This window comes from Catellatospora methionotrophica, assembly GCF_011297335.1.
GTDB lineage: Bacteria > Actinomycetota > Actinomycetes > Mycobacteriales > Micromonosporaceae > Catellatospora > Catellatospora methionotrophica.
Genome location: NZ_JAAOTJ010000021.1, coordinates 1 through 26,461, shown reverse-complemented (window position 1 = coordinate 26,461; position 26,461 = coordinate 1). Strand labels below are relative to the sequence as shown.

General features: G+C 72.0%; 25 protein-coding genes. 9 read left to right on the top strand and 16 right to left on the bottom strand.

The window, feature by feature from the left end; all coding sequences use genetic code 11:
* Positions 1–121: 121 nt before the first annotated feature.
* Both HAV40_RS31845 and HAV40_RS31840 read right to left on the bottom strand, forming a co-directional pair.
* Positions 122–757: an HAD family hydrolase gene (locus HAV40_RS31845; protein ID WP_166388038.1), complete on the bottom strand. Its 636-nt coding sequence runs from the start codon at positions 755–757 to the stop codon at positions 122–124.
* An 82-nt stretch (positions 758–839) separates the two neighbouring features.
* Positions 840–1,715, bottom strand: coding sequence for a septum formation family protein (locus HAV40_RS31840; protein ID WP_166387880.1), 876 nt, complete (start codon positions 1,713–1,715; stop codon positions 840–842).
* A 157-nt stretch (positions 1,716–1,872) separates the two neighbouring features.
* Here HAV40_RS31840 and HAV40_RS31835 point away from each other — a divergent pair, with 157 nt between their 5' ends.
* Positions 1,873–3,297 (top strand): WGR domain-containing protein, encoded by a 1,425-nt coding sequence (locus tag HAV40_RS31835; RefSeq protein ID WP_166387878.1) that lies wholly within the window; start codon positions 1,873–1,875, stop codon positions 3,295–3,297.
* A gap of 116 nt (positions 3,298–3,413) precedes the next feature.
* Positions 3,414–3,827, top strand: a complete 414-nt coding sequence (locus HAV40_RS31830; RefSeq protein ID WP_166387876.1) for a ribosomal maturation YjgA family protein — start codon at positions 3,414–3,416, stop codon at positions 3,825–3,827.
* Positions 3,828–3,865: 38 nt separating this feature from the next.
* On the opposite strand, the gene HAV40_RS31825 is transcribed toward HAV40_RS31830, so the two are convergent.
* The 3 genes from HAV40_RS31825 to HAV40_RS31815 form a co-directional block, all read right to left on the bottom strand.
* Positions 3,866–4,831 (bottom strand): golvesin C-terminal-like domain-containing protein, encoded by a 966-nt coding sequence (locus HAV40_RS31825; RefSeq protein WP_166387874.1) that lies wholly within the window; start codon positions 4,829–4,831, stop codon positions 3,866–3,868.
* Entirely contained in the window at positions 4,831–4,989 is a 159-nt protein-coding gene (locus HAV40_RS31820; protein ID WP_166387872.1) for a hypothetical protein, read from the bottom strand. The genes HAV40_RS31825 and HAV40_RS31820 overlap by 1 nt, the downstream gene beginning before the upstream one ends.
* Before the next feature lie 216 nt (positions 4,990–5,205).
* Positions 5,206–6,387: a GNAT family N-acetyltransferase gene (locus tag HAV40_RS31815; RefSeq protein WP_166387870.1), complete on the bottom strand. Its 1,182-nt coding sequence runs from the start codon at positions 6,385–6,387 to the stop codon at positions 5,206–5,208.
* Between the two features lie 342 nt (positions 6,388–6,729).
* Between HAV40_RS31815 and HAV40_RS31810 the strand changes: the two genes are divergently transcribed.
* Positions 6,730–7,032 carry a hypothetical protein gene (locus HAV40_RS31810; protein ID WP_166387868.1) on the top strand — a complete coding sequence of 101 codons (303 nt, stop codon included), beginning with the start codon at positions 6,730–6,732 and terminating at the stop codon, positions 7,030–7,032.
* Here the strand turns inward: HAV40_RS31810 and HAV40_RS31805 are convergent.
* Positions 6,987–7,526 (bottom strand): GNAT family N-acetyltransferase, encoded by a 540-nt coding sequence (locus HAV40_RS31805; RefSeq protein WP_166387866.1) that lies wholly within the window; start codon positions 7,524–7,526, stop codon positions 6,987–6,989. The two genes, HAV40_RS31810 and HAV40_RS31805, sit on opposite strands and share 46 nt — an antisense overlap.
* A gap of 134 nt (positions 7,527–7,660) precedes the next feature.
* Between HAV40_RS31805 and HAV40_RS31800 the strand changes: the two genes are divergently transcribed.
* The 3 genes from HAV40_RS31800 (at position 7,661) to HAV40_RS31790 (ending at position 10,014) form a co-directional block, all read left to right on the top strand.
* Positions 7,661–8,746 (top strand): S-(hydroxymethyl)mycothiol dehydrogenase, encoded by a 1,086-nt coding sequence (locus HAV40_RS31800; protein ID WP_166387864.1) that lies wholly within the window; start codon positions 7,661–7,663, stop codon positions 8,744–8,746.
* Entirely contained in the window at positions 8,743–9,378 is a 636-nt protein-coding gene (locus tag HAV40_RS31795; protein WP_166387862.1) for an MBL fold metallo-hydrolase, read from the top strand. Before HAV40_RS31800 ends, HAV40_RS31795 begins: the two co-directional genes overlap by 4 nt.
* Positions 9,379–9,471: 93 nt before the next feature.
* The gene (locus tag HAV40_RS31790; protein ID WP_166387860.1) at positions 9,472–10,014 is read left to right on the top strand and encodes a flavoprotein; all 543 of its coding nucleotides are present in this window, start codon (positions 9,472–9,474) and stop codon (positions 10,012–10,014) included.
* 45 nt (positions 10,015–10,059) lie between these two features.
* On the opposite strand, the gene HAV40_RS31785 is transcribed toward HAV40_RS31790, so the two are convergent.
* The 5 genes from HAV40_RS31785 to HAV40_RS31765 all read right to left on the bottom strand — a co-directional run bounded on the left by HAV40_RS31785 (position 10,060) and on the right by HAV40_RS31765 (position 16,015).
* The gene (locus HAV40_RS31785; protein ID WP_166387858.1) at positions 10,060–11,337 is read right to left on the bottom strand and encodes a cellulose-binding domain-containing protein; all 1,278 of its coding nucleotides are present in this window, start codon (positions 11,335–11,337) and stop codon (positions 10,060–10,062) included.
* A gap of 159 nt (positions 11,338–11,496) precedes the next feature.
* Positions 11,497–12,435 carry a GNAT family N-acetyltransferase gene (locus HAV40_RS31780; protein WP_166387856.1) on the bottom strand — a complete coding sequence of 313 codons (939 nt, stop codon included), beginning with the start codon at positions 12,433–12,435 and terminating at the stop codon, positions 11,497–11,499.
* Positions 12,436–12,475: 40 nt separating this feature from the next.
* The gene (locus HAV40_RS31775; protein ID WP_166387854.1) at positions 12,476–14,113 is read right to left on the bottom strand and encodes an ABC-F family ATP-binding cassette domain-containing protein; all 1,638 of its coding nucleotides are present in this window, start codon (positions 14,111–14,113) and stop codon (positions 12,476–12,478) included.
* Positions 14,114–14,144: 31 nt separating this feature from the next.
* The gene (locus tag HAV40_RS31770) at positions 14,145–14,396 is read right to left on the bottom strand and encodes a UBP-type zinc finger domain-containing protein (RefSeq protein ID WP_166387852.1); all 252 of its coding nucleotides are present in this window, start codon (positions 14,394–14,396) and stop codon (positions 14,145–14,147) included.
* A gap of 53 nt (positions 14,397–14,449) precedes the next feature.
* Entirely contained in the window at positions 14,450–16,015 is a 1,566-nt protein-coding gene (locus HAV40_RS31765; RefSeq protein ID WP_166387850.1) for a Na+/H+ antiporter, read from the bottom strand.
* 420 nt (positions 16,016–16,435) lie between these two features.
* Here HAV40_RS31765 and HAV40_RS31760 point away from each other — a divergent pair, with 420 nt between their 5' ends.
* The 3 genes from HAV40_RS31760 to HAV40_RS31750 all read left to right on the top strand — a co-directional run bounded on the left by HAV40_RS31760 (position 16,436) and on the right by HAV40_RS31750 (position 18,984).
* Positions 16,436–16,786 (top strand): hypothetical protein, encoded by a 351-nt coding sequence (locus HAV40_RS31760; RefSeq protein ID WP_166387848.1) that lies wholly within the window; start codon positions 16,436–16,438, stop codon positions 16,784–16,786.
* Between the two features lie 82 nt (positions 16,787–16,868).
* Complete coding sequence (locus tag HAV40_RS31755) at positions 16,869–18,248, top strand: serine hydrolase domain-containing protein (RefSeq protein WP_203671996.1); 1,380 nt, start codon at positions 16,869–16,871, stop codon at positions 18,246–18,248.
* Between the two features lie 10 nt (positions 18,249–18,258).
* Complete coding sequence (locus HAV40_RS31750; protein WP_166387846.1) at positions 18,259–18,984, top strand: PIG-L deacetylase family protein; 726 nt, start codon at positions 18,259–18,261, stop codon at positions 18,982–18,984.
* 94 nt (positions 18,985–19,078) lie between these two features.
* Here HAV40_RS31750 and HAV40_RS31745 read toward each other — a convergent pair whose 3' ends face one another.
* From HAV40_RS31745 to HAV40_RS31725, 5 genes are all read right to left on the bottom strand, one after another.
* Entirely contained in the window at positions 19,079–21,868 is a 2,790-nt protein-coding gene (locus tag HAV40_RS31745) for an ATP-binding protein (protein WP_166387844.1), read from the bottom strand.
* Between the two features lie 153 nt (positions 21,869–22,021).
* A complete protein-coding gene (locus tag HAV40_RS31740) occupies positions 22,022–22,825 on the bottom strand; it encodes a hypothetical protein (RefSeq protein WP_166387842.1) in 804 nt (267 codons plus the stop codon).
* Positions 22,826–23,006: 181 nt separating this feature from the next.
* Entirely contained in the window at positions 23,007–24,404 is a 1,398-nt protein-coding gene (locus HAV40_RS31735) for a GH1 family beta-glucosidase (protein ID WP_166387840.1), read from the bottom strand.
* Positions 24,401–25,222 carry a carbohydrate ABC transporter permease gene (locus tag HAV40_RS31730; RefSeq protein ID WP_166388034.1) on the bottom strand — a complete coding sequence of 274 codons (822 nt, stop codon included), beginning with the start codon at positions 25,220–25,222 and terminating at the stop codon, positions 24,401–24,403. The genes HAV40_RS31735 and HAV40_RS31730 overlap by 4 nt, the downstream gene beginning before the upstream one ends.
* Positions 25,223–25,305: 83 nt before the next feature.
* The gene (locus tag HAV40_RS31725; protein ID WP_420837240.1) at positions 25,306–26,280 is read right to left on the bottom strand and encodes a carbohydrate ABC transporter permease; all 975 of its coding nucleotides are present in this window, start codon (positions 26,278–26,280) and stop codon (positions 25,306–25,308) included.
* Positions 26,281–26,461 lie beyond the last annotated feature (181 nt).

Below are 26,461 nucleotides of genomic sequence, written 5' to 3'. Positions count from 1 at the left end.
CCACGGAAGGCGGCTTCCGGCTGCCCCGCGAGCACCGCCGTCGCGGCATGGTCGGGTCTCACCCAGGGTCCCGGCCGCCTCCGGGCACGCCGATCGCCCTGCGCCCACCGGCCCCGGGGTGTCAGGCCGTCGCGGCGGACAGCGCGGCGAGGGTGGCGCCCGCGAGGGTGGGCAGCAGGGTCAGGCCGGTCATCGGCTTCAGGGTCACCGCGTTGGGCACGCCGATCACGCGGGTGCCCGCGGCCAGCGCGCTCGCCACGCCGGTGGGCGAGTCCTCGACGGCCAGGCAGTCGGCGGGCTCGACGTTCAGCAGCTTCGCCGCCCGCAGGTACGGATCCGGGTGCGGCTTGGTGAACGCGACCTCGTCGCCGCAGACCACGGCGTCGAAGTTGTGCCTGCCGAGCGTGTCGAGCGCCACCTCCACCGCCCGCCGGTTCGTGGAGGTCACCAGGGCCGTGGGCAGGCCCGCCGCCCGCACCTCGTGCAGCAGCTCCTGCGCGCCGGGCCGCCACACCAGGTCCGTGGCGAACAGCCCGGTGACCCGGTCGTAGATCCATGCCGAGCTGGCCGCGGCGTCGCGCCAGGGCTGGCCGATGCCGTCGTGGAACAGCACCATCGACTCGTCGACGGAGCGGCCGACCATGTTCAGCCGGACCTCGGCCGAGACCTGCGCGCCGTACAGGTGCGCGAGCTCCTCGATGGCGATGTCCCACAGCGGCTCGCTGTCGAACAGGGTCCCGTCCATGTCGAAGAGCACTGCCGCCGGAGTCATGCCACGATCATCCCTGGCCACGGCCGGGACCGCCGCCGACCGTGGCTGACATCACGCGCGTTGCGGCTCAGAAGTACGGCACGCCGTTGCCCTTGCTGCCCTTGACCGTCTTCTTGATCTTCTTGGTGCCGAAGTACACCGTGCACCGGACCCGCCGGTCCCCGGCCGCCCACGCCTCGGGGTAGGCGAGCCAGGCCACCGTCGGCAGCTTGTACCACTGGGTCTTGCTCACCCCGACGTATCCGGCGGCCAGCTCGCTGCACTGCCGGTACAGCGCGGTCCACTGCCGGTCGGACTTCGGGTAGGGCGTGGTCAGGGGCGCGCGGAAGAAGCCGATGTACTCGGAGTTGTGCGCCGTGGCGCAGGGCACCTCGGTCATCGAGTCGATGAACTCGCCCTTGGCCACGGCGCTGCCGCAGCTGACGAGCAGGTCCGCGGGGACGGCGCCCTTGAGGCTGCCGGTGCGGGCCACCCAGGTGTCGTCCCAGTTCGCCGACTCGACCTGGACCAGGTCGCAGCGGAACCAGCGGGCCCCGCCCTCCCAGGCGCGCGTCATCGGGATGGAGATGTGCACCTGCAACCGCGCCTGCCACCACGGGCGGCCCAGATACGCCGCGCTCCTGGTGTCGCACTCGGCGTACGCGGCCGCCAGCTGCGCCGGGCTGGGCTCGGTGTCACCGGTGAACGTGCCGACGTGGGCGATCTCGCTGTAGTGCGAGGAGATGCAGGGCACGGCCTTGTCCCAGCTGCTCCCCGACGGCGTCGGCCGGGTGTCGAGGCAGGTTCCGGCCTCCGGCACCACCGCCTTGACCTCCGCCACCGGCGCCCAGTCGTCGGCCAGCTGGCCGTCCGCGCCGTCCGGCAGCGCCGCGCCGCACCCGGCCAGCGTCACGTTCATCAGTAGTGCGGCCAGCATCGTGCCGGCCGTCAGGCGTCCCCGCATCGCATCCCCGTTCATCGAATCCGTCGCAGCGTAGACAAGCTCCGACGGGCGCGGATCGGCCTAACAGCCGATCTTGGATTGCCGGGCGGAGCACTGTCGGTGGCGGCGGATAGGTTGTCGCCGAAGCGTTCCCCTCGCGAGAGAAGGCCCTTTCCCCATGGCCGCTGAGACCACCTACCTCGAACTGTCCGAAGCCGACGGCGGCTCGCACAAGTTCTACGAGGTCGTCGTCGACGACACCGAGCTGACCATCCGCTATGGCCGGATCGGCGACGCCGGAGCCACGACGAAGAGCAGCTTCGCCGACAACGCCAAGGCGCGTGCCGCCGCGGCGAAGAAGATCGGCGAGAAGGTCCGCAAGGGGTACGCCCCCGCGGTGCAGGGCGCGCGGGGCAAGCGCTCCGTGTCGCGGCGCGCCATCGTCAGCACCCGCTCGACGGCGAAGACCGCCCCGGTGCTGTGGCGCTACCGCTCGGGCACCTCGGCGTTCGGCGTCTTCGTCGACAGCAAGGTGTGCATGGTCGGCAACGAGGCCGGGGTGATCACCACCCTGTCGCACAGCGCCGAGGTCGTGCAGCAGTTCAAGCTGCCCGACGGGGTCAAGTGCATCGTCGCCGACGACGCCTGGCTCTACGCGGGCTGCGACGACGGCAACGTGTACGACCTGTCCGGCAAGGTGCCGCGGGTCGCCTACCGGATCGCGCCCGACATCGACATCTACTGGCTCGACATCCACGACGGCGTGCTCGGCGTGTCCGACGCGGGCGGCGGCGTGGCCGCGATCGACCACGAGGACGAGTTCCTGTGGCGGCGCAAGAGCGCCGGCTCGTCGGGCTGGATGGTCCGCTGCGACGCCGACGCCGTGCACCACGGCCACTCGGGCGGCGTGACCAGCTACGACTGGCGCACCGGCGAGCAGCGGTGGAGCCGCAGCACCGGCGCGGTGCTGTTCGGCTGGCAGGAGCAGCACACGCTGTACGCGGGAACGTCCACCCGCAAGGTCGTCGAGCTGGGCAAGGACGGCTCGCCCCGCCGGGAGTACTCGTGCGACGCCGCCGTGTTCTCGTGCGCGACCAGCCCCGACGGTCAGTACGTCTTCGCCGGTGACAACAGCTCGTCGGTGTACTGCTTCGACAGCTCCGGCACCCGGCTGTGGAAGCTCGGCACCGGCTGCGGCTCGGCGTACTCGATGCAGTATCACGACGAGCGGCTCTACATCGTGACCACGGACGGCTCGCTGGCCTGCATCGACGCCACCGAGTCGGCGATCCGCGCGGCCGAGTCCGGCACCGTGCCCGAGATCGTCGACGTGAAGGCCTCGCACGTGGAGGCGGTCGCCGCGTCGACCACGGTCGAGGTCGTCACCGCCGAGGCGGGCGGCGACGGCATCGTGCTGGAGTGCTACGAGGAGGGCGGCCGGCTGCGCGTGCGCGTGGTGTCGGAGGGCTTCCAGCACTCGTGGCAGGTGCAGTTCCCCAAGGGCATCCGCGAGGCGGGCGCGCGTTACGTCGTGTCCGAGGTGCGCCAGGCCAGCCGGGGCGGCTTCTACCGCGCGTTCGGCGAGATCCGCCGCCTGGCCTAGGCCGGGTCTGACTCCCGCCGCCGCGTCCGGGTGCCACCGGAGCGCGGCGGCGGGCAACACCGGATCTTCACGGGTTCACCACCGGCGGGGCCGGGCGGGCTCCGTACCATCGGCGGATGCTCCGTACCGACGGGAACCGCCGCCTGCTCGCGCTCGCCGGGGCGGTCGCCGTCCTGGCCGTGGCCCTGTTCATCCGGGCCGTCGCCGACGGGCCGCTGGAGCAGAACTCCGGCACCGCGCTCTACGCCTCGCTGATCTACGCCGGGGTGTTCGTGCTCCGGCCGCGTACTCCTCCGCTGGTCGCGGGGGCGCTGGCGATCGCCTTCTGCTGGCTGGTCGAGCTGTCACAGCTGACCGGGGTGCCCGCGTACCTGTCGGAGCGGTCCCTGCTGGCGCGGCTGGCGCTCGGTGTGGCGTACGACCCGCTGGACATGTGGTGGTATCCGGTGGGGGTGCTGCCGCTGGTGGCGGTGCATGTGGCGTTGCGGTGGAAGGATGATCGCCGTTTCGGGTCAGAACATGCGGTCTGACCGCACGTTCTGACCCGAAACGCTGATCAAGAAGCCACTCAGACCCGGGTGACCCGGATCGCGTCGGCGATGACGTAGCCGGTGCCGCTGGTCCAGCGGCTGACGCCGACCTTGTTGGCGTCGCCGGCGGTGAGGTTGAAGGTGCCCAGCACCCGCCACTGGCCGCCGGTGATCCGCTGGTCGACGTTGACGGTCTGGTTGCCGCTGCTGGTGGCCACGATGTACGGCGCGGCGTTGTTGTAACCGGCGTCGGCCGGCCACCACGCCTCGACGCGGTAGTTGCCGGTCTCCGGGATGGCGAACTTGTACCAGGCGGCGTCGCTGGCCGCGACCGGGTTGGCGAACCGGTAGTTCTCCCCGAACCGCTGCCCCGAGAACGACGAGGTGCCCCAGTTGGTGCTGGCGGTGAAGCGGCCCGCGGTGGTGTTGTCCACGGTGGACGTCCAGCCACCGGTCGGCGGGTTCATCGCCCGTGCCACGTCGGCCCGCATGGTGTCGAGGTTGATCGCGTACGGGTCGATCTTGCCGGTGGTGCTGGTCTCCCGGTGGCCGCGGGCATAGCTGGAGTCGCGGCCCAGCCGCTTGAGCACCGCCGCGGTCGCCGCGATCGAGGCGTTGTACTGCGCGGCGGTCATCTGCTGGTTGACGCCGTTGTAGTCGATCTCCCACCCGATCATCAGGGTGTTGCCGTCACCGGCCGGGATCGGGCCGCTGCCGCGCGACGCGCCCGCGTGGTTGCAGCGCCCCGCCGAGATGAGGTGGAAGACGCCGTTGTAGTCGACCAGCGCCTGGCACAGCGGCCCGGCCAGGTCGGGGCGGCCGTTGATGCAGATGTTCAGCGCCGGGTGCGGGTTGCTCGGGCTCGACGTCGAGGCCGTGTGGTGCCACAGCACGCCGATCGGGTCGAAGGAGCCGGGGCGCATCCGGTTGCGCCAGTCGCCCTCCTCGACGACCTGCACCCCGGCCGCGCGGAGCACATCGGCCAGCCACGGAACGGTAGCCATCACGCCCCCTGGACGAGGTCGGCGGCGCACTCGGGCTCCGCGGCGGGTGCCGTCGCGGCGTGGGCGGGGCGGGCCACCAGCGCGACGGCGGCGGCGACGAGCGCTGGCACGCCGAGCAGCCGTCGGCGGCGGGCGCGCAGGGATCGGATTGTGGTCACGGCACTCCTCGGGGGGTACGGAGGGACACGAGCCCAAGCTCGCGCGCGCCTGATCAGACCTGCGTCATGCCTGGCCAGGCGGCGTGACGGCACCATATATCGGCACGCCTGCCTATGTCGATACCTTGCGGCATGCCATCTCCTTGCGAAGTTTTCCTTCACAGTCAAGGCCTGCGGCGGCCCGGTGTCCGTCCTGGACACCGGGCCTTTCGCGGATCAGAAGAAGTCGTGCAGGACCGGGACCGGACCGGCGGTCGCCGCCGCGAGCAGCCCGTCGGCGACGGCGTCACCGGACAGCAGCCCGGCCCGGCGCAGCACCGAGGGCGTGGCCGCGCCCGCGTACCAGGCGGCCAGGCCACGCGGCGTGAAGCGCACCGCGCCGGAACCGCCCGGCTCCAGCCGGGCGAGGCCGCCGTCGAGGACCAGCCGCCAGGACCCCGCGTTCCACGGGCACTCAGGGTCGGTCAAGGCCAGGTCCACGATGCCGCTCAGGTGGCCCGGCCAGCCACGGGCCGCGATCGCGGCGGGCGCGTCGACCAACCGCAGCATCCACGGCTGGCGGCTGTCCACAGTGACCAGCGTCGTCGGGATCTCCAGCAGCGCCGGGTCGCCGGGGCCGAGCCGCAGCACGGTGTTCGGCGTGACGCTCGCCCAGCCGCCGAACATGGCCAGCAGCGCGCACAGTGCCTCCGGGGTCGCGGCGACCAGGCCGTGCGCGGTGATCCGGGCCACGGGATCGCTGTTCGGGCCCCGTTCCCAGGTCGCGTAGCCGTCGACGCCGCCCGCCTCGTTCACCGCCACGGTGACACCGTCGAAGGCGGCCAGCAGCTTGTCCGGCGCGACGTCGTACAGCGGTCCGGAGCGCTCCATCATGCCGGTGCCGGACCGGGCCCAGTCGCGGTAGAGCGCCTCGATCGCGCGTACGTCGTCAGCGGTCGCGGGCCGCAGCGACACCCCGGGCGACGGCCGGACGGCGGTGAGCGCCGCCGTGGGCACGCTGAGGTAGGTCAGCGCGCCGACCTCCTCCCAGCCCAGCCTGCGGTACGGGTGCGGCGTCGACGGGAACAGCGCGCTGACCGCCGCGCCCCGCTCGCGGGCCCCGGCCAGCAGCCGGGTCAGCACCTGGCGGCCCAGCCCACCCCGGCGCACCTCCGGAGCGACCGCGACGCCCGCCACGCCCGACGTGGGCACGATCCGCCCGCCGAACCACTGCCCCTGCTCCCGGTCGACCGCCTTGGCGATCAGCCGGTCACCGTCGAACACTCCCCAGGTGACCCGCCCCGGCACGGCCGGGAACTCCGCCGGCATCGGCGACCCGTGAAATCCGAACGCGACACTGCTCAACCGCCACGCCGCAGCCCCGTCCTGCTCCCGCAACCGCCGCACCTCGTAACCCATCCGGCCATCCTAGGCAGCCCCCCTCCACCCCACGCGCCCCCTCCACCCGCCAAGATCGCCCCGCGCCGTCCCCGCGCCCCGCTCCCGCGCCGCGCCGGGCCGGGCCGGGCCGGGCCGGGCCGGGCCGGGCATGATCGCTGTTTTGGGTCAGAACCTGTGGTGTGGCCGCAGTTTCTGACCCGAAACGGCGATCATGCCCCGGCCACGCGGGCCGCGACGGACCGCAGGGCCGCGCACCGCCGGGCGGGCCGAGGTACATATCGACGACATTCGCTGGGCGGTGCGGTGTCTGCGGCGTAGGCTGCGGCGCATGAGTGAAACGGGGAAAGAGGCGGGCGCGACATGAACACCCCGCCCGCGCGGGCGCGCACGCGGATCGGCAATGACGGCGACGGCCTGCTGGAACTGGTTCTGGAGTGGTCCGGCCAGGACCATTGGCTGCGCCCCGGCGACCAGGCGGTCGTGGTGACGCCGATGGCAGCGGTGTTCGACGTGTACGCCGCCGTGGGCCGGATCGTCGTGCACTTCGGCGAGGCCGAGGCCTGGGTCGAGGACATCGACACCGGACCCGAGCAGCCCGGCGGGTGGACCGTCCCCCGTCAGCGCAGGCCCACGCAGTCCATGGCCCAGAACGGCTCCGAGTAGACGAAGGTGCCGGTCATCCACGGCTCGTACGCCGTCAGCGGATACACCTGGAAGCCGGGGTCGGGGATGCGCAGCGACGGCGAGCGCATCTCCAGGCCGCTCGCCCGCACGAAGCCGTGCCGCGCGTAGTAGCGCGGGTCGCCTTCCAGGAACACCAGGGGCACGCCCGCGCCGTCGGCGGCGGCCAGCGCCGCGGCGACGAGCCGCCCGCCCAGGCCACGACCCTGATGATCCGGGTGTACGCCCAGCGGCGACAGGCTGTGCACGTCGACCAGCCGCGCGGGCGCGTCCAGCCGGCACGCGCTGAGCATCACGTGCCCGACGACCTCGGCCCCGCGCACCGCCACCAGGGAGACCACCGGCAGCGCGGCCGGTGCGGCACGCAGCGCGTCGACCAGCGCCGGAACCCGGTCGCCGTCGCCGAACGCGAGGGCATGCACGGTACGCACCGCGGCGTGGTCGGCGGGCGTCTCGGCCCGGATCGCATACTCCATGGTCGCGAACCTAGAACCGGCCGGACGGGACCGCAACGGATTTCGGTCCGGATACGAAGGCCCAGGCCGGGCACGATGCGGGTGGCGCACGGGTAACATCCCTACGTCTGTCCAACGTGCGCAAGGAGGCCACGGTGGTGCACGAGGTCCGCGGAGTCGTCGCCCGCTCTAAGAACGCGCCGGTGAGCATCGAAACGGTGCTGGTGCCCGACCCTGGGCCAGGGGAAGCGCTGGTGAAAGTGCAGGCCTGCGGGGTCTGCCACACCGACCTGCACTACCGGGAGGGCGGCATCAACGACGACTTCCCGTTCCTGCTCGGCCACGAGGCCGCCGGGATCGTGGAGGCGGTCGGCGAGGGCGTCACCGAGGTCGCCCCCGGCGACTACGTGGTGCTGAACTGGCGGGCCGTGTGCGGCCAGTGCCGGGCCTGCCGCAAGGGCAAGCCGTGGTACTGCTTCGCCACGCACAACGCCAAGCAGAAGATGACGCTCGCCGACGGCACACCGCTGTCGCCCGCGCTCGGCATCGGCGCCTTCATCGAGAAGACCCTGGTCGCCGCCGGTCAGTGCACGAAGGTCGACCCGGCCGCGCCGCCGGAGGTCGCGGGCCTGCTCGGCTGCGGCGTGATGGCCGGGCTGGGCGCGGTGCTGAACACCGGCACGGTCACCCGCGGTGACACCGTCGCGGTCATCGGCTGCGGCGGCGTGGGCAACGCGGCCATCGCCGGGGCGCGGCTCGCGGGCGCGACCACGATCATCGGCGTGGACCTCGACGAGCGCAAACTCGCCTGGGCCAAGCAGCTCGGCGCGACGCACACCGTCAACGGCGGCCAGGCCGACGTGGTCGAGGCCATCCGGGAACTGACCGGCGGCTTCGGCGCGGACGTGGTCGTCGACGCGGTCGGCCGCCCGGAGACCTACCGGCAGGCGTTCTACGCCCGCGACCTGGCCGGCACCGTCGTGCTGGTCGGCGTACCCACCCCGGAGATGCAGCTCGAGCTGCCGCTGCTGGACGTGTTCGGCCGTGGCGGCGCGCTCAAGTCGTCCTGGTACGGCGACTGCCTGCCCTCCCGCGACTTCCCCACCCTGCTCGGGCTCTACCTGCAGGGACGCCTCGACCTGGACGCGTTCGTGTCCGAGAAGATCGGGCTCGACGACGTCGAGGAGGCGTTCGCCAAGATGGGCCGCGGCGAGGTGCTGCGCTCGGTGGTGATGCTGTGACCGGCGAGGCACGGATCGAGCGGGTGGTCACCTCCGGCACGTTCAGCCTGGACGGCGGCACCTGGGAGGTCGACAACAACGTCTGGCTGATCGGCAACGACAGCGACGTGCTGGTCGTCGATGCGGCCCACGACGCGGCCGCCATCATGGCGGCGGTCGGCGAGCGGCGCGTCTGCGCGATCGTCTGCACCCACGCGCACAACGACCACATCGACGCCGCGCCCGAGCTGGCACGGCTGTCCGGCGCACCGATCATGCTGCACCCCGACGACCGGATGCTGTGGGACATGACCCACCCGGACGTCGCGCCCGACCGCGACCTGACCGACGGCGACTGCCTGAGCGTGGCCGGAGCCGAGCTGTGGATCCACCACACGCCGGGGCACTCACCCGGCGCGGTGTGCCTGTACGCGCCGTCGCTGTCGGCCCTGTTCTCCGGGGACACCCTGTTCCACGGCGGTCCCGGCGCGACCGGGCGGTCCTACAGCGACTTCCCGACGATCATCAGCTCGATCCGCGACCGGTTGCTCACCCTACCTGCGGACACCGTGGTCTACACCGGCCACGGCGAGACCACCACCATCGGCGCGGAGTCCCCCCACCTGGAAGAATGGCTGGCCCGAGGCCACTGAACCCCGATTTGGCTTGACGTGGCGAGAGGGGCGGCGGTGTCACACCGCCGCCCCTCTCGACGCCCGACGAGACGAGCGGAACGGCTGAACCGGATGACTCGAAGGCTGCTCATCATCGCCTGCGGTGCTGGGCCGACGAGCGATCTCGGAAAGCTCGTCACGATGGCTCATGACGGTGGCTGGGAGTTCGGTGTGACCGCCACGCCTGCCGCCGTTCCGTTCCTCGACCGGACCGGGCCGCTCTCGGCGGCGGATATACGTACGGATTACGAGATGCGGGCCAGCGGCAGCCGCAAGCGCTCGCTGTCCGACCCGGCTGCCTTGATCATCGCTCCCGCGACGTTCAACACCCTCAACAAGCTGGCCACGGGAATAGCGGACAACTATGCGATGACATCGGCCGCGGAACTGATCGGCCGAGGGGTGCCCACGGTCGTCGTGCCCTTCGTCAATGCCGCGCTCGCGGCTCGGGCGCCGTTCCGGCGGTCGGTCGACGCCCTGCGCGACGAAGGCGTGTACGTGATGCTCGGCGCACCCTACGCCTGGGAGCCGCACGAACCCGGGACGGGACACACTCGGCAGGCCGTGTTCCCCTGGTTCGCGGCACTCGAAGCCGCCACCCGTCTGGCGCGCTGAGGCTCACCGGGGCTCGGCGGCACACCCGCCGAGCCCCGTGTCCGGTCAGTAGCCCCAGCGGTTCTTCAGGTGTCGCCAGAAGTCGCGCAGCATCCACCGGTCGAAGTCGGTGATGCTGGCGGCGCTGCCCGCCTTCATGATGAAGCAGCACTGGCCGGTGGGCGTCCAGTCGTAGAAGTCGTCCAGGCCGAACGTGTGCCCGACTTCGTGCAGGTAGATGTGCATGTTCTCGGCGTTGACCGCGCCGGTGAAGTACTCGCTGCCGACGCGCTGGCCCCAGTCGCCGCCCGCGCCGCCGCTGAAGCCCGCCGTCAGCCACAGCGACATGTCGTAGTGGTGCGAGGCCCCTCCGGGGCAGCCGTTGTAGTTGCCGTCCTGGTGGAAGAACCGGCCGCAGGGCTCGGCGCACTGCGGCGCGTTCTCGCGGATGTCGTTGACGTAGATGTCGACCGCGTTGTCGGTCCACTCCAGGGTCGCCCGGTCACGCACGGCCCAGCCGACGACCTTCACCGGCACCTCCGCGTACGGCCAGCCGTTGTGCCCGGCCATCACGTCCATCCACTTCTTGAACTGCCGGGACAGTGCCGCGTGGATCTGGTCGCGCATCGCGGCTGAGACGCGGGCGCTGGAGTCCCAGCGTACGCAATAATTGATCTTGCCGCCGCCGGCCATGACCTGGTCCCAGCCGTAGTTGCGGAAGGTCAGCAGCTGGGGGTAGGTCGACTGGTAGTGCGACCACACCTCGTTGAGCGGGGTGACCAGGTTGCTCGGCGGGTTCCAGCCGCTGGTCGGCGGGCTCGACGGGGAGGTCGAGGGCAGGGGTGACGCCGAGGGTGAGACCGACGGCGACGGGCGCGCCGACGCCGAGGAGGACGGCCCGGCGGACGGGCTGGACGGGGTGCCGGTGCAGGCGACGTTGTTGAGGGTGAACGCGGTCGGGATCGGATTGGCGGTCGTCCACGCGCCGTTGAAGCCGATCGTGGTGCTCGCGTTCGTGGCGAGGCTGCCGTTGTAGCCCATGTTCACGGCGGTGACCTGGTTGCCGCTCTGGCTGTAGGTGGCGCTCCAGCCCTGGGTGACGGCCTGGCCGGTGGCCGGGAACGTCCAGCGCAGGGTCCAGGCGGTGAGCGGGTCGCCGAGGTTCTTGATGACGACGTTGCCGGTGAAGCCGCCGGACCACTGCGACGGCACGGTGTAGGTGACCTGGCAGCCGGTGACCGCGGCCTGCGCGGCCGTGGCCACCAGGGTCCACGCGGCCACGGCGGCTGTCACCGCCGCCGCGACGGCCGAGGTCAGGGCACGGCGATGTCTGGTGTCGAGCATGGAGGACTCCGGGGGTGCGGGCGCGTGAGCGCGCCGATGAGTGCGAACGCGCGCGGCACGACCGCCCGGTGTCGACGCCACGCGTTGACGCGGATCGAGTCCGCGTCCGGCTCCAGCACATCACGATGCAGGCCGAAAACCCTTTCGGCAACCCGCCGCTCAGGACAGGTCGAGCACCGCCGACGTCCAGGTGCCGACGGGGCGGAAGCCGAGCGCGCGGTTGACCGCGAGCATGCCGGTGTTGACGGCGGCGTTCGTGGTGCCGACCGACGCCACCTCGGGCCGCTCGGCGGCCAGCAGCCGCAGCGACTCCAGCTTCACCCAGCGGGCCAGGCCGCGGCGGCGGAACGCGGGCACCACGGCGGTCTCCTCGGTGAACGCGACCTCGCCGGTCGCGGGCACCAGCACCTGGGTGTACGCCACCACGGCCGCGGCCCGGTCCAGGATCGCGGTCACCCGCAGCTGCACGCCGCGCCGGGCCACCGTCTCCTCCTCCTCGCGCACCGACCGCGCGTTCGCGTGCGGCCACTGCACCCCGGCGTCGCTCGGGGCGTCGTGCACGGCGTTGCGTGCCTGGGCGTACGACGCCAGCAACGCGTCGTCGACCGGCCCGATCCAGGTCACCGCCCGGAAACCGGGCACCGGCACGGGCTCGCCGACAGCGGGCAGCCGCAGCAGGGAGCGGATCGCCGTCTGGCCTGCCCGGCCCCCGCGCGCCGCGACGAACGCCGCGCCGGCGTCGTCGCCGTACAGGCCGGTCAGCACGGTGCGGCCGGCGGCTCGGGCGTGGGCGACGGCGGCGTCGAGCAGCGCGCCGCCGGTGCCCTGGCGGCGGTGGCCGGGGGCGACGTAGACGCGTACGAACGCGGTGGCGATGTCCGGCGGCAGGTCCACGGACGAGAATCCGACGATGGGATCACCGGCGACGAGGTAGTGGTGGCTGCCGCCCATCCGCGGCCTGCGCAGCAGGCTCACGCCGGTGGCGGCGTCCTCGATCGGCTCGTCGGGATTGGCCGCCGCGTTGCAGGCCTTGCGGATCTCGTATAGGCGCAGCAGCAGGGACGCGTCGGCCGTCGTGGTGTCCACCTCGATGATCACTCCGACACCGTACCGGCCGCACCGGCCCGACGCGGGCCCGTCAGTTCACGGTGACCCGGCCCGCCTCGACGGTGAGCATGCGGTTGGTGTGCACGGCCTGCAGCATCTGCCGGTCGTGGGTGACCAGCAACAGCGTGCCGGTGTACGAGTCGAGGGCCTGCTCCAGCTGCTCGATGGCGGCCAGGTCGAGGTGGTTGGTGGGCTCGTCGAGCACCAGCAGGTTCACCCCCGACGCCTGCAGCAGCGCCAGCGCCGCGCGGGTGCGCTCGCCGGGCGACAGGGTCGCGGCCGGGCGCAGCACGTGCGCGGCGCGCAGCCCGAACTTGGCCAGCAGGGTGCGCACGTCGCCGGGGGCCATCGCGGGCACCGCCGACTGGAACGCGTCGACCAGCGGCTGGTGGCCCAGGAAACGGCCGCGGGCCTGGTCGATCTCGCCGACGACGACGCCGGGCCCGAGCGAGGCGGTGCCCGCGGCGAGCGCGGCCCGGCCGAGCATCGCGCGCAGCAGCGTCGACTTGCCCGAGCCGTTGGGGCCGGTGACGGCGACCCGGTCGGCCCAGTCGATACGCAGGTCCACCGGGCCGAGGGTGAACTCGCCCTGGCGTACGACGGCGCTGTTGAGGGTCGCCACCACCGCCCCGGCGCGCGGCGCGGCGGCGATCTGCATGCGCAGCTCCCACTCCTTGCGCGGCTCGTCGACCTCGTCCATGCGCTCGATCAGGCGCTCGGTCTGGCGGGCCTTGGCGGCCTGCTTCTCGGTCGCCTCGGTGCGGAACGCGCGGCCCATCTTGTCGTTGTCGGGCGACTTGCGGCGGGCGTTCTTGACGCCCTTCTCCATCCAGGCGCGCTGCATGCGGGCGCGGGCGAGCAGGTCGTCCTTCTTGTCGGCGTACTCGTCGTAGGCCTCGCGGGCGTGCTGGCGGGCGACCTCGCGCTCGGCCAGGTAGGCCTGGTAGCCGCCGCCGTACTGGCGCACCTGCTGCTGGGCGAGGTCGAGTTCGACGACGCGGGTCACGGTGCGGGTCAGGAACTCCCGGTCGTGGCTGACCAGCACGGTGCCCGCGCGCAGGTCCCCGAGGAAGCGCTCCAGCCGGTCCAGCCCGGCCAGGTCGAGGTCGTTGGTCGGCTCGTCCAGCAGGAAGATGTCGTATCGGCTGAGCAGCAGCGACGCCATCCCGGCGCGGGCGGCCTGGCCGCCGGACAGGGCCGTCATCGGGTGGTCGAGGTCGACGTCGAGACCCAGTTCCGCGGCGACGGCGGCGGCCCGCTCGGGCAGGTCCGCCCCGCCGAGTTCCAGCCACCGCTCGAGGGCCTCGCCGTAGCGGTCGTCGGCGCCGTCCGCGCCCTCGGCCAGCGCGAGGGCCGCGTCGTCCATCTCCTCCTGGGCCCGTGCCACGCCGGTGCGCCGGGCCAGGAAGTCGCGCACGTTCTCGGCGGGACGCCGCTCGGGTTCCTGCGGCAGCAGGCCGACGTTGGCCGTCGGCGGGTTGAGGGTGACGGAGCCGTCTTCGGGGGCGGCCAGCCCGGCGAGCAGGCGCAGCAGGGTGGACTTGCCCGCCCCGTTGACGCCGACCAGGCCGACCACCTCACCCGGCGCGACGACCAGGTCGAGGTCGCTGAACAGGATCCGCTCGCCGTGCCCAGCGGACAGCCCCCGGGCCACCATCGTCGCGCTCATGCCACCGAGCGTATCGGCCGCCCCTACCTCCTCAGCCCACGACCTCGTGCAGGTAGCACCAGCGCCAGTTCTCGCCCGGTTCGAACGACTGGATGACCGGGTGGCCCACCTCGTGGAAGTGCGCCGTGGCGTGCTTGTGCACCGACGAGTCGCAGCAGCCGATGTGGCCGCACTCCAGGCAGCGGCGCAGGTGCACCCAGGTGGTGCCGTCGCGCAGGCACTCCTCGCAGCCGTCGGCGCGCGCCGCCGGATCGTCGGCGGTCTTCAGGTCCTCACAGCTCATGCCTGCTCCTCGTATCACTCGTCGAACGCGTGTGCCCCGCCTCGGCCCACGCGTCAGTCCATCCGTTCCAGCATCGACTCTTCCAGGTCCATGTCCCGCTGGGCCCGGACGAGCACGTCCTCCGGGATCCGGCCCGCGTCGCGGGCCGCGCGGAACACGGCCCGCTCGGCCTCCAGCATCTCCCGGCGCAGCCGGACGTAGACCGCGGTTGGCGTTTCCCGGTCCGCGCCCAGCCGCTCCCACACCGCGTTGGAGCGGCGCTCGGTGAGCCCGCGCAGCTTCTCCACGACCTCGGGCGAAGCCGTGTCGGCCAGGGCCTCCAGCCGCTCGCGAGCGGCCTTGCTCGCCTGCTGCTGCGCCTGCGCCTCGGCGAGGATGTCCCCCATCCGGTCGTCGGCCTGGACCTTCAGCAACCGGGCCACCATCGGCAGGGTCATGCCCTGCAGCACGAGCGTGCCGACGATGACCGCGAACGCCAACCAGACGAACAGCGCACGCGGGTACGGCATTCCCCCGGCGAGCAGGGCCGGCAGTGCCAGCGCGGTGGCCAGGGTGACCACGCCGCGCATGCCCGCCCAGGAGATGACGGTCGCGCCGGTGAAGTCGATGGCGGTGCCGTGGCGGCGGACCAGGGGCAGCAGCCGGACCAGGTAGGCGACCGGGTACATCCACGCGAACCGCGCGAGGATCACCGTCCCGAGCACCGCCGCGGTCAGCCCGGCCACCTCGGCGAACGGGGTGTTCAGGTCGGCCAGCACCTCCCGCAGCTGGAGGCCGACCACCAGGAACACCAGGCCCTCCAGCATGAAGGTGACCATGCGCCAGAACGCGCCCATCTGCAGGCGGGAGGCCGCCGACATCAGCGTGGGCATGCGGTGTCCCAGGTAGAGCCCGGCCACGACGACCGCGACCACGGCCGAGGCGTGGATGAGCTCGGCGATCACGGTCACCGCGAACGGCGTCAGCAGCGAGATCGAGTTGTCCATCAGCGGATCGCGGGTGCGCCGGTGCAGGAACGCCGCCGTGAGCGCGCCCAGCGCGCCGACCAGTACACCGCCGCCGGCGGCCAGCACCACCTGCTGGGCTACGGCCATCGGTCCGACCGCCGTGCCGACCGCGACCACCACCGCGACGCGGAACAGCACCAGCGCCGTGGCGTCGTTGAGCAGGCTCTCGCCTTCGAGGATGGTGACCATGCGGCGGGGCAGCCCGATGCGTTTGGCGATGGCGGTGGCCGCGACGGCGTCCGGCGGCGCGACCACCGCGCCCAGGGCCAGGCAGGCGGCCAGCGGCACCTGCGGCAGCAGCGCGTGCACGACCAGCCCGACCGCGACCGCGGTGAAGATGACCAGGCCGACGGCGAGCAGCAGGATCGACCGGATGTTGTGCCGGAACGCCGGCACGGAGGTCTCCAGCGCGGCGACGTACAGCAGGGGCGGCAGCACGCCGATGAGCACGATCTCGGGTTCGAGCACGATGACCGGGAACCCGGGCACCAGGGCCAGGCACAGCCCGACCACCACCAGCACGATCGGGTTGAGCAGGTTGTACCGCCGCGACAGCGCGGATACCGCGACGACGACCACGGTCAGCACGACCGCCACCACGAGCGCATTCACGTCTCAGAGCCTAGGGTGTGGCCCACGCGGGGGCGCACAGGTACGCGGTCACCGCGCCCATCCGTCGCAGGCGGGCAGGAATCTCCCCTGCTGGCGCACCTCGCGCAGTCACTGACCGGCCGGAAGGTAAGAATTCACTCCCACGTTGTGAGAAACATGCGCCACAGTGCATGGGTTCATCCGATGTTCACCATTGCCTGCCGACCGGTCAGGCAACCCCGTCTTCCGCCCGGTTACCGCCCCCGCTGGGCGTTCTACCTGCCGGTCGGTAGGCAGGCTAAATGAACTCCCGGTGAAAGCACCCCTGACCGGCCGCCCGGCAAGGCGTTTGCCCAGTTCACGGCGTTGACCATGTCGCCGGGCCGGAGGTTTGATCGGCAGGTCCGCTAGATCAGCCATCTTTTGGGAGGAGGGTGTTCGATGCAGGAGACCGCTCGTGCCATCGGCCACCGGCTGCGGATCACCACCACGATGTTCAGCCTGATGCTGTTCCTCGTCGCCGGGCTCACCGTCATGGCGCCACCGCAGCGGGCGTCGGCCGCGCAGCTCACCGAACCGGTTTCAGTGTCCGTGCAGGAATCGACGACGTCCACACTCGACGGCGGCAAGCGCTGCTGGAAGCAGACCTACCGCTGGCACCACCGCACGTACAAGAAGTGGGTCTGCAAGTACGACCACCACTACAAGCGGCACTACAAGAAGAACTACCACCACAAGAACTACGACCACCACGGCAACAACAACCACCATGGGTACGGCAACCACCGTTGAGGAACACCCGTCCCGGGCCGGCGGCCCCGACCGCCGGCCCACCCGCGTTCCACGGACCCCGTTCCGGTGGCACGATGACCGGATGCCTGAGATGGACCTGCTGCCGGCCACCCGCCGCGCCCTGCTGCACCGCATCGCCACCGCCCAGGCCGAGGGCCGCGCCCCGTCCCTGGTCGCCGCCGTCCTGCGCGACGGCTCCCCCGTGTGGACCGGCGCCCGCGGCCTCGTGGACGGGCGACCCCCGACCACCGACACGCAGTACCGCATCGGCTCGCTGACCAAGACCTTCGTCGCCGTGCTGGTCATGCGCCTGCGCGACGAGGGCCGTCTCGACCTCGCCGACCCGCTCGGCACGCACCTGCCCGCCGCGCCCGCGGGCACCGCCGGGGTCACCGTCGCGCAGCTGCTCGCGCACACCGCCGGGCTGGCCTCGGAGACCCCCGTGCCGTGGTGGGAGCGCACCGACGGCGGCGTACGCCCCGAGCTGGCCGACATCCTGGCCGCCGACGGCGTCAAGCACCCCGCCGGACGGCTGTTCCACTACTCGAACCCGGGCTTCGCGCTGCTCGGCGCGCTCGTCGAGCAGCTGCGCGGCAAGCCGCTGGAGCAGGTGCTCGCCGAGGAGATCCTCGCCCCGCTCGGCATGACCCGCACCTCGCTGCTGCCCCAGGCCCCGCACGCCGACGGCTGGGCCGTGCACCCGTGGGCCGACGTGCTGCTGCCCGAGCCCGCCACCGACACCGGGCGGATGGCCCCGGCCGGGCAGCTCTGGTCCACCGTCGACGACCTGTGCCGCTTCGCGGCGTTCCTGGCCAAGGGCGACCCGGCGGTGCTGGCTGAGGCGACCCTGACGCAGATGCGCACCCCGGCCGCCCCGATGGACGGCCCCGCCTGGGATCTGACGTACGGGCTGGGCCTGCAGCTCAAGAACGACCACGGGCGGCTGCTGTCCGGGCACACCGGCTCGATGCCGGGCTTCCTGTGCACGCTGTGGGTCGCGCCCGCCGACCGCCTGGGCGGCGTCGTGTTCGCCAACACCACCTCGGGGATCTCCATCGGCGGCGTCTGCGCCGACCTGGTCCGCATCACCGCCGAGCACGAGCCGCGTATCCCGGACGCGTGGGCCCCGCTGGCGTCGTACGACCCGGCACTGCTGGACCTGGTCGGGCCCTGGTACTGGGGACCGGGCGCGCTGGTGATCCGGCTGCGTGCCGAGGGCGACCTGGAACTCGCGCCACTGCCCGGACCGGGCCGCGGTTCCCGGCTCAAGGCTCAGGCCGACGGCACCTGGCTCGGCCTGGACGGCTACTACGCGGGCGAGACGCTGCGCGCGGTACGCGACGCCGACGGCGCGGTGACCCATCTGGACCTGGGCAGCTTCGTACTCACCCGGCAGCCGTACGGATCGGACACGGTCCCGGGCGGGGTCGATCCGCTGGGCTGGCGCGGCGGCCCCGCGTAGGGTCGGGTCCATGGATCAGCTGGAGCCGTTGCCCTCGGACTGGAGCCGGGCCCTCGCCATCGCCGCCCACCCCGACGACCTCGAATACGGGGTCTCCGGGGCGGTGGCCGCGTGGACCTCGGCAGGCAAGGACGTGCGCTACACCCTGGTGACGCGCGGTGAGGCCGGGATCGACACCCTCGCCCCGGCCGAGTGCGGTCCGCTGCGCGAGGCCGAACAGCGCGCGGCGTGCGCCGAGGTCGGCGTGTCCGAGCTGGAGTTCCTCGGCCACGCCGACGGCGTCGTGGAGTACGGCCTGGCCCTGCGCCGGGACCTGGCCGCCGCGATCCGCCGCCACACGCCCGACCTCGTGGTCACCGCGAACTTCCACGACACCTGGCCGGGCGGCGGCTGGAACTCCGCCGACCACCGCAACGTGGGCCGCGCGGTGATGGACGCGGTCGGCGACGCCGGCAACCGCTGGATCTTCCCCGAGCTGGTCGACCTGGGCCTGGCCCCGTGGGGCGGCGTCCGCTACGTCGCCGTCGGCGGCTCCCCGCAGCCCACCCACGCCGTCGACATCACCGACACGATGGACCGGGCCGTCGCCTCTCTCGACGCCCACCACGCCTACCTCGCCGCACTAGGCGACAACCCGATGGCCGACACCCGCGCCTTCCTGGAATGGATGGCCGACCTCAACGCCCCCCGCTTCGGCGGCCGCCGCGCCGCCGCCTTCGAACTCCACCGCATGTGACCAGGCCCCGCGCCTTCGCGAAGCCGCAGTTTCCCCGAAACCGCAGCCACTGACGCGACGCGGCCTCGCGGCGAGGCGGAGCGCAGGTGGCGGGTCAGGGTGGGGCGGGGCGCTGGGCGGCGGCCACGGCGAGTTCGACGCGGGAGGTCAGGGCGAGTTTGGCCAGGATGCTCGACACGTGTGACTGGACGGTGCGGCGGGACAGGAACAGCTGCGCGGCCACATCGGGGTTGGACATGCCCGTCGCGACCAGCTCGGCGACGGTCCGCTCGGTGTCGGTGAGCGCGTCCCAGCCGTGTTTGGGCCTGCCCCGGCGGCCACGGGCGCCGTCGCGGACCCCGGCGTCGCGCAACCGGGCACGGGCCCGCGCCATGTCCCAGCTCGCCTCCAGGCGGCCGTAGCCGTCCAGCGCCAGTCTCAGCGCCTCCCGCGCGCCCGCCAGGTCGCCGCCGGACGCCAGGGCCAGCGCCGCCGCCTCGTGCCCGTACGCCTCATACAGCGGCCAGCCCGCCTCCCGGAACGACGCGACAGCGGCCCGCATCGGCTCGGCCCCGCCCTCGGCCAGCCCGCGGCAGTACGCCGCGCACCCGGCCAGGCTGGGTGTCGGCTGCACCGCGGCGATCACCCGCAGTTCGTCGGCCAGCGCCCGCAGCTCCACGTGGTCGCCGCCGGCGGCAGCGGCCCGCGCCAGGTCCGGGCACACGCGGTACATCATGCGGCGCGCCTCCAGCCCGTCGGCCTGTGCCCACAACGGCCGGAGCAGGTCAGCGGCGCGCTGCGGGTCGCCCTGGGCCTCGACGGCCAGTGCCTGCGCCCAGCGGACCAGGTAACGGTCGTCGGTGTCCCCGGTGTCGGCGGGCAGCTCCGCGCCGGGCGGGTCGCCCCGGTGCACGGCGATCAGGTCGGCCAGCGCCAGCAGCCGCGGCTCGTGCCCGAGCGGATCCGGTCCGTCCAGGCCGCTGCGCACCTCGGCGAGCGCGTCATCCCAGCGCCCCTGCAGGAAGCGGACGTGCGCGCGTACGGCGTGCGCGGTGGTCAGGAACACCCCGCCGGTGCGCTGGTTGTGGCGTACCGCGACGGCGGTGGCCTCGGCCGCCTCGTCGAGCCGGTCCAGTTCCAGCAGGCAGATGCCCTTCAGCACGTACGGGTCGACCTGCAGGTCGGGCCGGATGCCGTGGCCCAGGTGGGACAGGGCCAGCTCGGTCAGCGCCAGCGACGCGGCCATGTCGTCCTTGGCCAGGCCCACCGCCTTGGCGAGGCAGCCGATCCCGATCGCCTCGGCGTCGCCCGCCGCCTCCCCGTCCGCGACGGCCCGGTCGGCGACCGCCACGGCCTCCTCGAACCGGTACGTCAGGAACAGGCAGATCGCGGCGGTACCCCGGAACCGCGCGGCCTGCCCGAGCGAGGTGTACGGCGAGCGCACCGCGGGCTCGATGGCGTCGATCGCCTCCCGCAGCCGCCCCTGCCGGCAGCACGCCTGCACCAGCAGCCAGCGCAGATCGGGCTCCTGGGCGGCGTCACCGCCGACGGCCAGCGCCGCTTGCGCGACCCGTTCGGCCTGCGCCGGATCGCCGTCCCACAGCAGCGCCCGCACCAGGTGCGTACGCAGCACCGGGTCCGCGGCCGGATCGGCGGTGGCCCGCTGCAGTAGCCGTACCGCGAGATCCGGGGCGCGCACCGTCAGCGCGTCGGCGTGCGCGGCCAGCCACCGCAGGTCGTCGGCGTCGAGGTCGCCGCCGGCCAGCAGGTGCGCGGCGACCCGCTCGGGCGCGCCGTCCCGGCCGGTCAGCATCCGCCCGGCGCGCTGGTGCAGGGCCACCCGCACCGGCTCGGGCACGCTGCGATCGAGCAGCTCCCGGGTCAGCCCCTGCCGGAAACGCAGGCAGTGCCCGTCGTCGACGAGCAGGCCGGTGCCGATGGCGTCGCCGACCACCTCGGACACCGCCATCAGCGGCTCGTCGAGCACCGCGGACACCTCGGCGACGTCGACGGTCTGCCCGAGCACCGCCGCCGCCTGCAGGATCTCCCGGTAGCGCCGGGGCATCAGCGCGGCCTGGGCGCGGGCCAGCTCGACCAGCGGCTGCGGCACGGCATCCGGGTCGACCGTCCCGGACAGCTCGGCGTGCCCGCCCGCGACCCGGATCAGCCCGTCGGCGGCGTACGCCGTCAGCAGGGTCTCTATGTAGAGCGGATAGCCGCCCGCGGTGCCCAGCAGCCGCCGCAGCCGCGGCCCGGGCGGAGCACCGAGCCGGGCGGCCGCGAGCTCGACGACCGCCGGTTCGGGCAACCGGTCCAGCCGCAGCTCCAGCGCACCCCCGGCGAGTAGCCCGCGCTGCAGCCCGTCCAGCGCCTCGCCCTGGGCCAGCGCACGGGCGCAGACCACCAGCAGCAACGGCACCTGTCCGATGTCATGGGCGAGCCGGTGCAGCAGCACCACGCTGGACGGATCGGCCCACTGGGCATCGTCGAGGATGAGCGCGACCGGGCCCCGGCTGAGCCACCGGTCGGCCAGCGCCAGCAGTTCCTCGGTCACGGCGAGCTCATGATGGGCGGCGGTCACGCTGCGGGTCAGCGCGTCGCGTCCGCGCAGCAGGCCCGTGACGCGGTCGAGGTCTTCGTCGCGGCCCTGGTGCGCCCTGGCGACGGCGGACACGGCCGCGAACGGCAGCCGCTGGTCCACGTCGTCCGCGGCCCCCCGCAGCACCCTCATCCCGAGTTCCCGGCAGTACGCCGCGAGGTCGTCCAGCAGCGCCGTCTTGCCGATCCCGATCCCGCCCTCGACGAGCACCGCGATCCCGTGCCCGGACACGGCCCCCCGCGCCGCCCCGCGCAACAGCTCCCGCTCCGCGACCCGGTCCACCAGCCCCGGCCCACCACCCCCCACCCGACCAAGCCTAACGGCCCCCGGACACCACCCCGCCCGACATAGACATTGGCCTATCTGAATGAAGATTCGGCGATCGAACCCATCCAGATAGGCCAACGTCTATTCAAATGCCCTGCGGCGCGCGCGGCGCGCGCGGGGTGCCGGGGCGGGTCAGCGGGACGCGGGGTCGGCGTGTCGGCTCGTGCCGGCTGCCACCGGCTGGCGGCGGGCGCGGGCGGCGGCGAGCTGCACCGGGGCGCCCGGCGCGGCCAGCGCGTCCTGCTGCTGGCGGTCGTACAGGTAGCTCGACACCGCGTAGAAGAACGTGATCACGCCCAGCATCTCGCACAGCTCCTCGACGGACGCCGCGAGCAGGTACTCCATGTACCCCGTCCCGGGTGCGACGTTGCCGCTGACGTCCCGGCCGACGAACGCGCCGACGATCTCCATGCCGACCGCGCCGAGCACGAACAGCACCCCGCCACCGGCCACCAGCAGGCGCATGCGCACCGGCAGGCGAAACAGGAACTTCAGGTACGACACGCAGAAGACCAGTACGAACGGCGCGGCGACCACGATCCAGGACAGGTAGGAGGCCGTGCCCAGGTTCACCAGGCCCATCTTGCGGCTCATCTCGTGCATCTGCGTGATCTCGTCCATGGACAGGAACGCGAAGACGACCGACAGGATCCGCCAGTGCTTGGCGTACTTCTCCCCGCGCGCGGCGACATGGTTCGCGATCTCCCACAGCACATATGCCGTGAGCAGCAGCAGCGCTCCGGAGAACCAGGTCGGGAGGTTCTTCTCCTTGTCCACGTTGAAGAACGTGGTCCACCAGGCGAACGCGGGGATCACGTTGTGGTGGCCCAGCCCGTGGTAGAGGTAGTTGCCGCCGAGGCTCAGCACGTGCAGTCCGGCTACGAAGCCCAGCAGAAAGCGCACGAGCGTGCGCGGAGTCGGCAGATTGATTCTCATCACGGGCCCTATTCGACGGTGAGCCGCCCGGTGCGGACCGGGAGGCATGACTGCCGAATATAACGGACGAAATCACCCAAACGTCGCTTGACTTCGCAGAATTCCTGCCCCGGTGGCTGCCGAGACGCGGGAGGCGCGGCCCGGCTCCCGCCGTGACCGCGCCTCACCGATGACCGGACCGTCAGCTCAGGCCGTTGCGTTCGATGACCTCGGCGTACCAGAGCGCGCTGTCCTTGGGCAGGCGGCGCTGGGTGTCGTAGTCGACGCGCACGATGCCGAACCGCTTGCCGTAGCCGTAGCCCCACTCGTAGTTGTCCAGCAGCGACCATGCAAGGTATCCGCGCAGGTCGGCTCCGCCCTCGATGGCCGCGTGCGCGGCCCGCAGGTGCCCGTCGAGATACCCGATGCGGTCGTCGTCGGCCACCCGGTCACCCTCGACGACGTCGTCGTACGCCGCGCCGTTCTCGGTGATCATCAGTGGCGTGTCCGGATAGTCCGCGGCCAGGCGCAGCAGCAGCGCGGACAGCCCGGTGGGGTCCACCGGCCAGTCCATTGCGGTGACCGGCATGTGCTGCGTCACGAACTCGACGCCCTCGCTGCCCGGATGCGCCTCGCCACTGTGCGCGCCGACCTGGGCCCGGACCAGCGCGGGCTGGTAGTAGTTCACGCCGAGCAGGTCGATCGGGGCGGCGATGAGCGCCTCGTCCCCGGCGTGGATCACTCCCGCCGCGCCGAACCGCTCGAACAGCGCCAGCATGTCCTGCGGGTAGTGCCCGCGCAGCGCCGGATCCAGGAACAGCCGGTTCTGCAGCCCGTCGATCAGCCGCGCCGCGGCCTGGTCATGCTGGTCGGCAGGGGTGTACGGCCGCACGTCGGTGAGGTTCAGCGTCAACGACACCTCCCGCGCCCCGCCCGCCCGCAGCGCCCGCGCGGCCAGGCCGTGCCCGAGCATCAGGTGGTGCACCGCCTCGAACGCCGCTCGCGGGTCCTGGCGGCCGGGCGCGTGCACACCGCTGCCGTAGCCCAGGAAGGACGAGCACCACGGCTCGTTGAGCGTGGTCCACGTCCGCACCCGGTCGCCGAGCCGCGCGATGGTGGCCGAGGCCAGGTCGGCCAGGTAGTACGCGGTGTCGCGGTTCGTCCAGCCGCCCCGGTCTTCGAGCACCTGCGGCAGGTCCCAGTGGTACAGGGTGACCATCGGGTCGATGCCGTGGTCCAGCAGCTCGTCGACGAGGCGGTCGTAGAAGTCCAGGCCGCGGGAGTTGACGGGGCCGGAGCCGTCGGGCTTGATGCGCGGCCAGGCGACGGAGAACCGGTAGGTGCCCAGCCCGAGCCGTTTCATCAGCGCGACGTCGTCGCGGTAGCGGTGATAGTGCTCGCAGGCCACGTCACCGGAGTGGCCCTCGAACACCTTCCCGGGCGTACGCGCGAAGGTGTCCCAGATGGACGGGGTGCGCCCGTCCTCGGCCGCCGCGCCCTCGATCTGGTAGGACGCGGTGGCCGCGCCCCAGCGGAACCCGGCCGGGAAGCGCACCGGCGCGGTCCCGGTCACCTGCTCCTCGGTGGTGGCCAGCGTCATGACTTCACCGCTCCCTGCATGATGCCGCCGATGATGTACTTGCCGAGCAGCGCGAACACGACCAGCAGCGGGATGGTCGCGATGGCGGTTCCGGTGAGCGACAGCGAGTAGTCCTGGATGTAGCCGCTGGCCAGCGTCGACAGCGCGGTCTGCACCGTCGGGTCCTCCGGGGTGAGCACGACCAGCGGCCAGAAGAAGTCGTTCCAGGCCGTCATGAAGGTGAGCATGCCGAGCACCGCCGCGGCGGGCTTGGACGCCGGAAGCACCACGTGCCAGAAGATCCGGAACGTGTGGCAGCCGTCGACGCGGGCGGCCTCGATCAGCTCGCTGGGCACGGCCTCACGCAGGAACTGGGTCATGAAGAAGACGCCGAACGCGGTGACCAGGCCGGGTGCGACGACGGCGTACATGGTGCCGGTCCACTCGATCTTCGCCATCAGCATGTACAGCGGGATGATGCCGAGCTGGGTCGGCACCATCATCGTGCCGATGAGCATCACCAGCATGGCGTTGCGGCCCTTGAAGTTCAGCTTCGCGAACGAGAACCCGGCCAGCGTCGAGAACAGCACCACGCTGAACGTGATCGCGATCGACACGACGAACGAGTTGGTCAGCGCCTTGGCGAAGTCCACGGTGCCGAAGGCGCGTTCGAGGTTGGTGAACAGGTTCGGGCCGATGCCCAGCGGCGGCGGGACCTCGCCCAGGATGCCGTTGTCGTGCGAGGCGACCACCAGCGACCAGTACAGCGGGAACCCGGAGAACAGGGCCAGTCCGGCCAGGGCCAGGTAGGTGAGCTTGCCGGGACGGCGGTCGGCCATGAACGACCTGCGGCGACGGCGCTGCACCTGCGGTTCGGCGGCCACGGCCGTCCGGGCAGGCTTGGTGAGGGATGTCGTGGTGGTCATGAGGACCTCCGCAGGCGGCTGGTCAGGAAGTAGTTGATCGCCGCGACGATCACGATGATGCCGAACATCGCCCACGCCGCGGTCGAGGCATAACCGAAGTCGAACCGGGAGAACGCCACCTCGTACAGGTACAGCGACAGCGTCTGGAACTGCCGATCGCTACCGCCGGTGACGGATGCCCCGCCGAACAGCAGCGGCTCCGCCAGGACCTGCATGCCGCCGATCGTCGACACGATCACCGTGAAGATGATCGTCGGGCGGATCGCCGGAACCGTGATCCTGGTCAGCTGCTGGAAGCTACTGGCTCCGTCGAGGGAAGCCGCGTCGTAGAGGTCCTTGCTGACGGCCTGCATCGCGGCCAGGTAGATCAGCGCGTTGTAGCCGGTCCACCGCCAGATGATCATCACGGAGATCGCGATCTGCGACGACGCCGTCCCGGCCTGCCAGTCGATACGCCCCAGCCCGAGGGTCTCCAGCAGCCAGTTGACCAGACCGTAGTCCTTGCCGAAGATCTGCCCGAAGATGATCGCCACCGCGGCCACCGACGTGATGTTGGGCAGCACCGCCGTCATCCGCCAGAACGTCGGCGCACGCAACCGCTGATTGAGCACGTGCGCCAACACCAGAGCCATCAGCAGCTGGGGAACCGTGGACAGCACCCAGATCTGGGCGGTGTTACGCAACGCGTTCCAGAAGTACTCGTCAGCGAACAGGTCCCGGTAGTTCTGCAAACCCAGGAACGTGTGCGTCTCCGACAGCAGGCTCCACTCGTGCAGCGACACCCACGCGGTGTACGCCAAAGGGAAGATCCCGAACGCGGCGAAAAGGAGAAAGAAGGGCACGATGTACAGATACGGCGAGCCCTTGACATCCAAGCGATAGAGGAGGTTCTTCATCATCGGCACATCACTGTTCGACTCGGTTGACGCGGGTGCGTGCGAAGGCGGTGAAAGGGGCCGGTTCCCCGCCAACCGCGCCCTGAAGCGGCTGTTGACGGCGGGGAACCGGCCGGGGTGTCAGGTCAGAGGAGTGCGTTGACGTCCTTGACGGACTGCGTCCAGGCCTCGTCAGCCTTCTGCTTGCCCTGCTCCACACGCGTCAGACCATTCTGAATCGCCGTGTTGATATCACCCGACTTCGGACCCATGTACT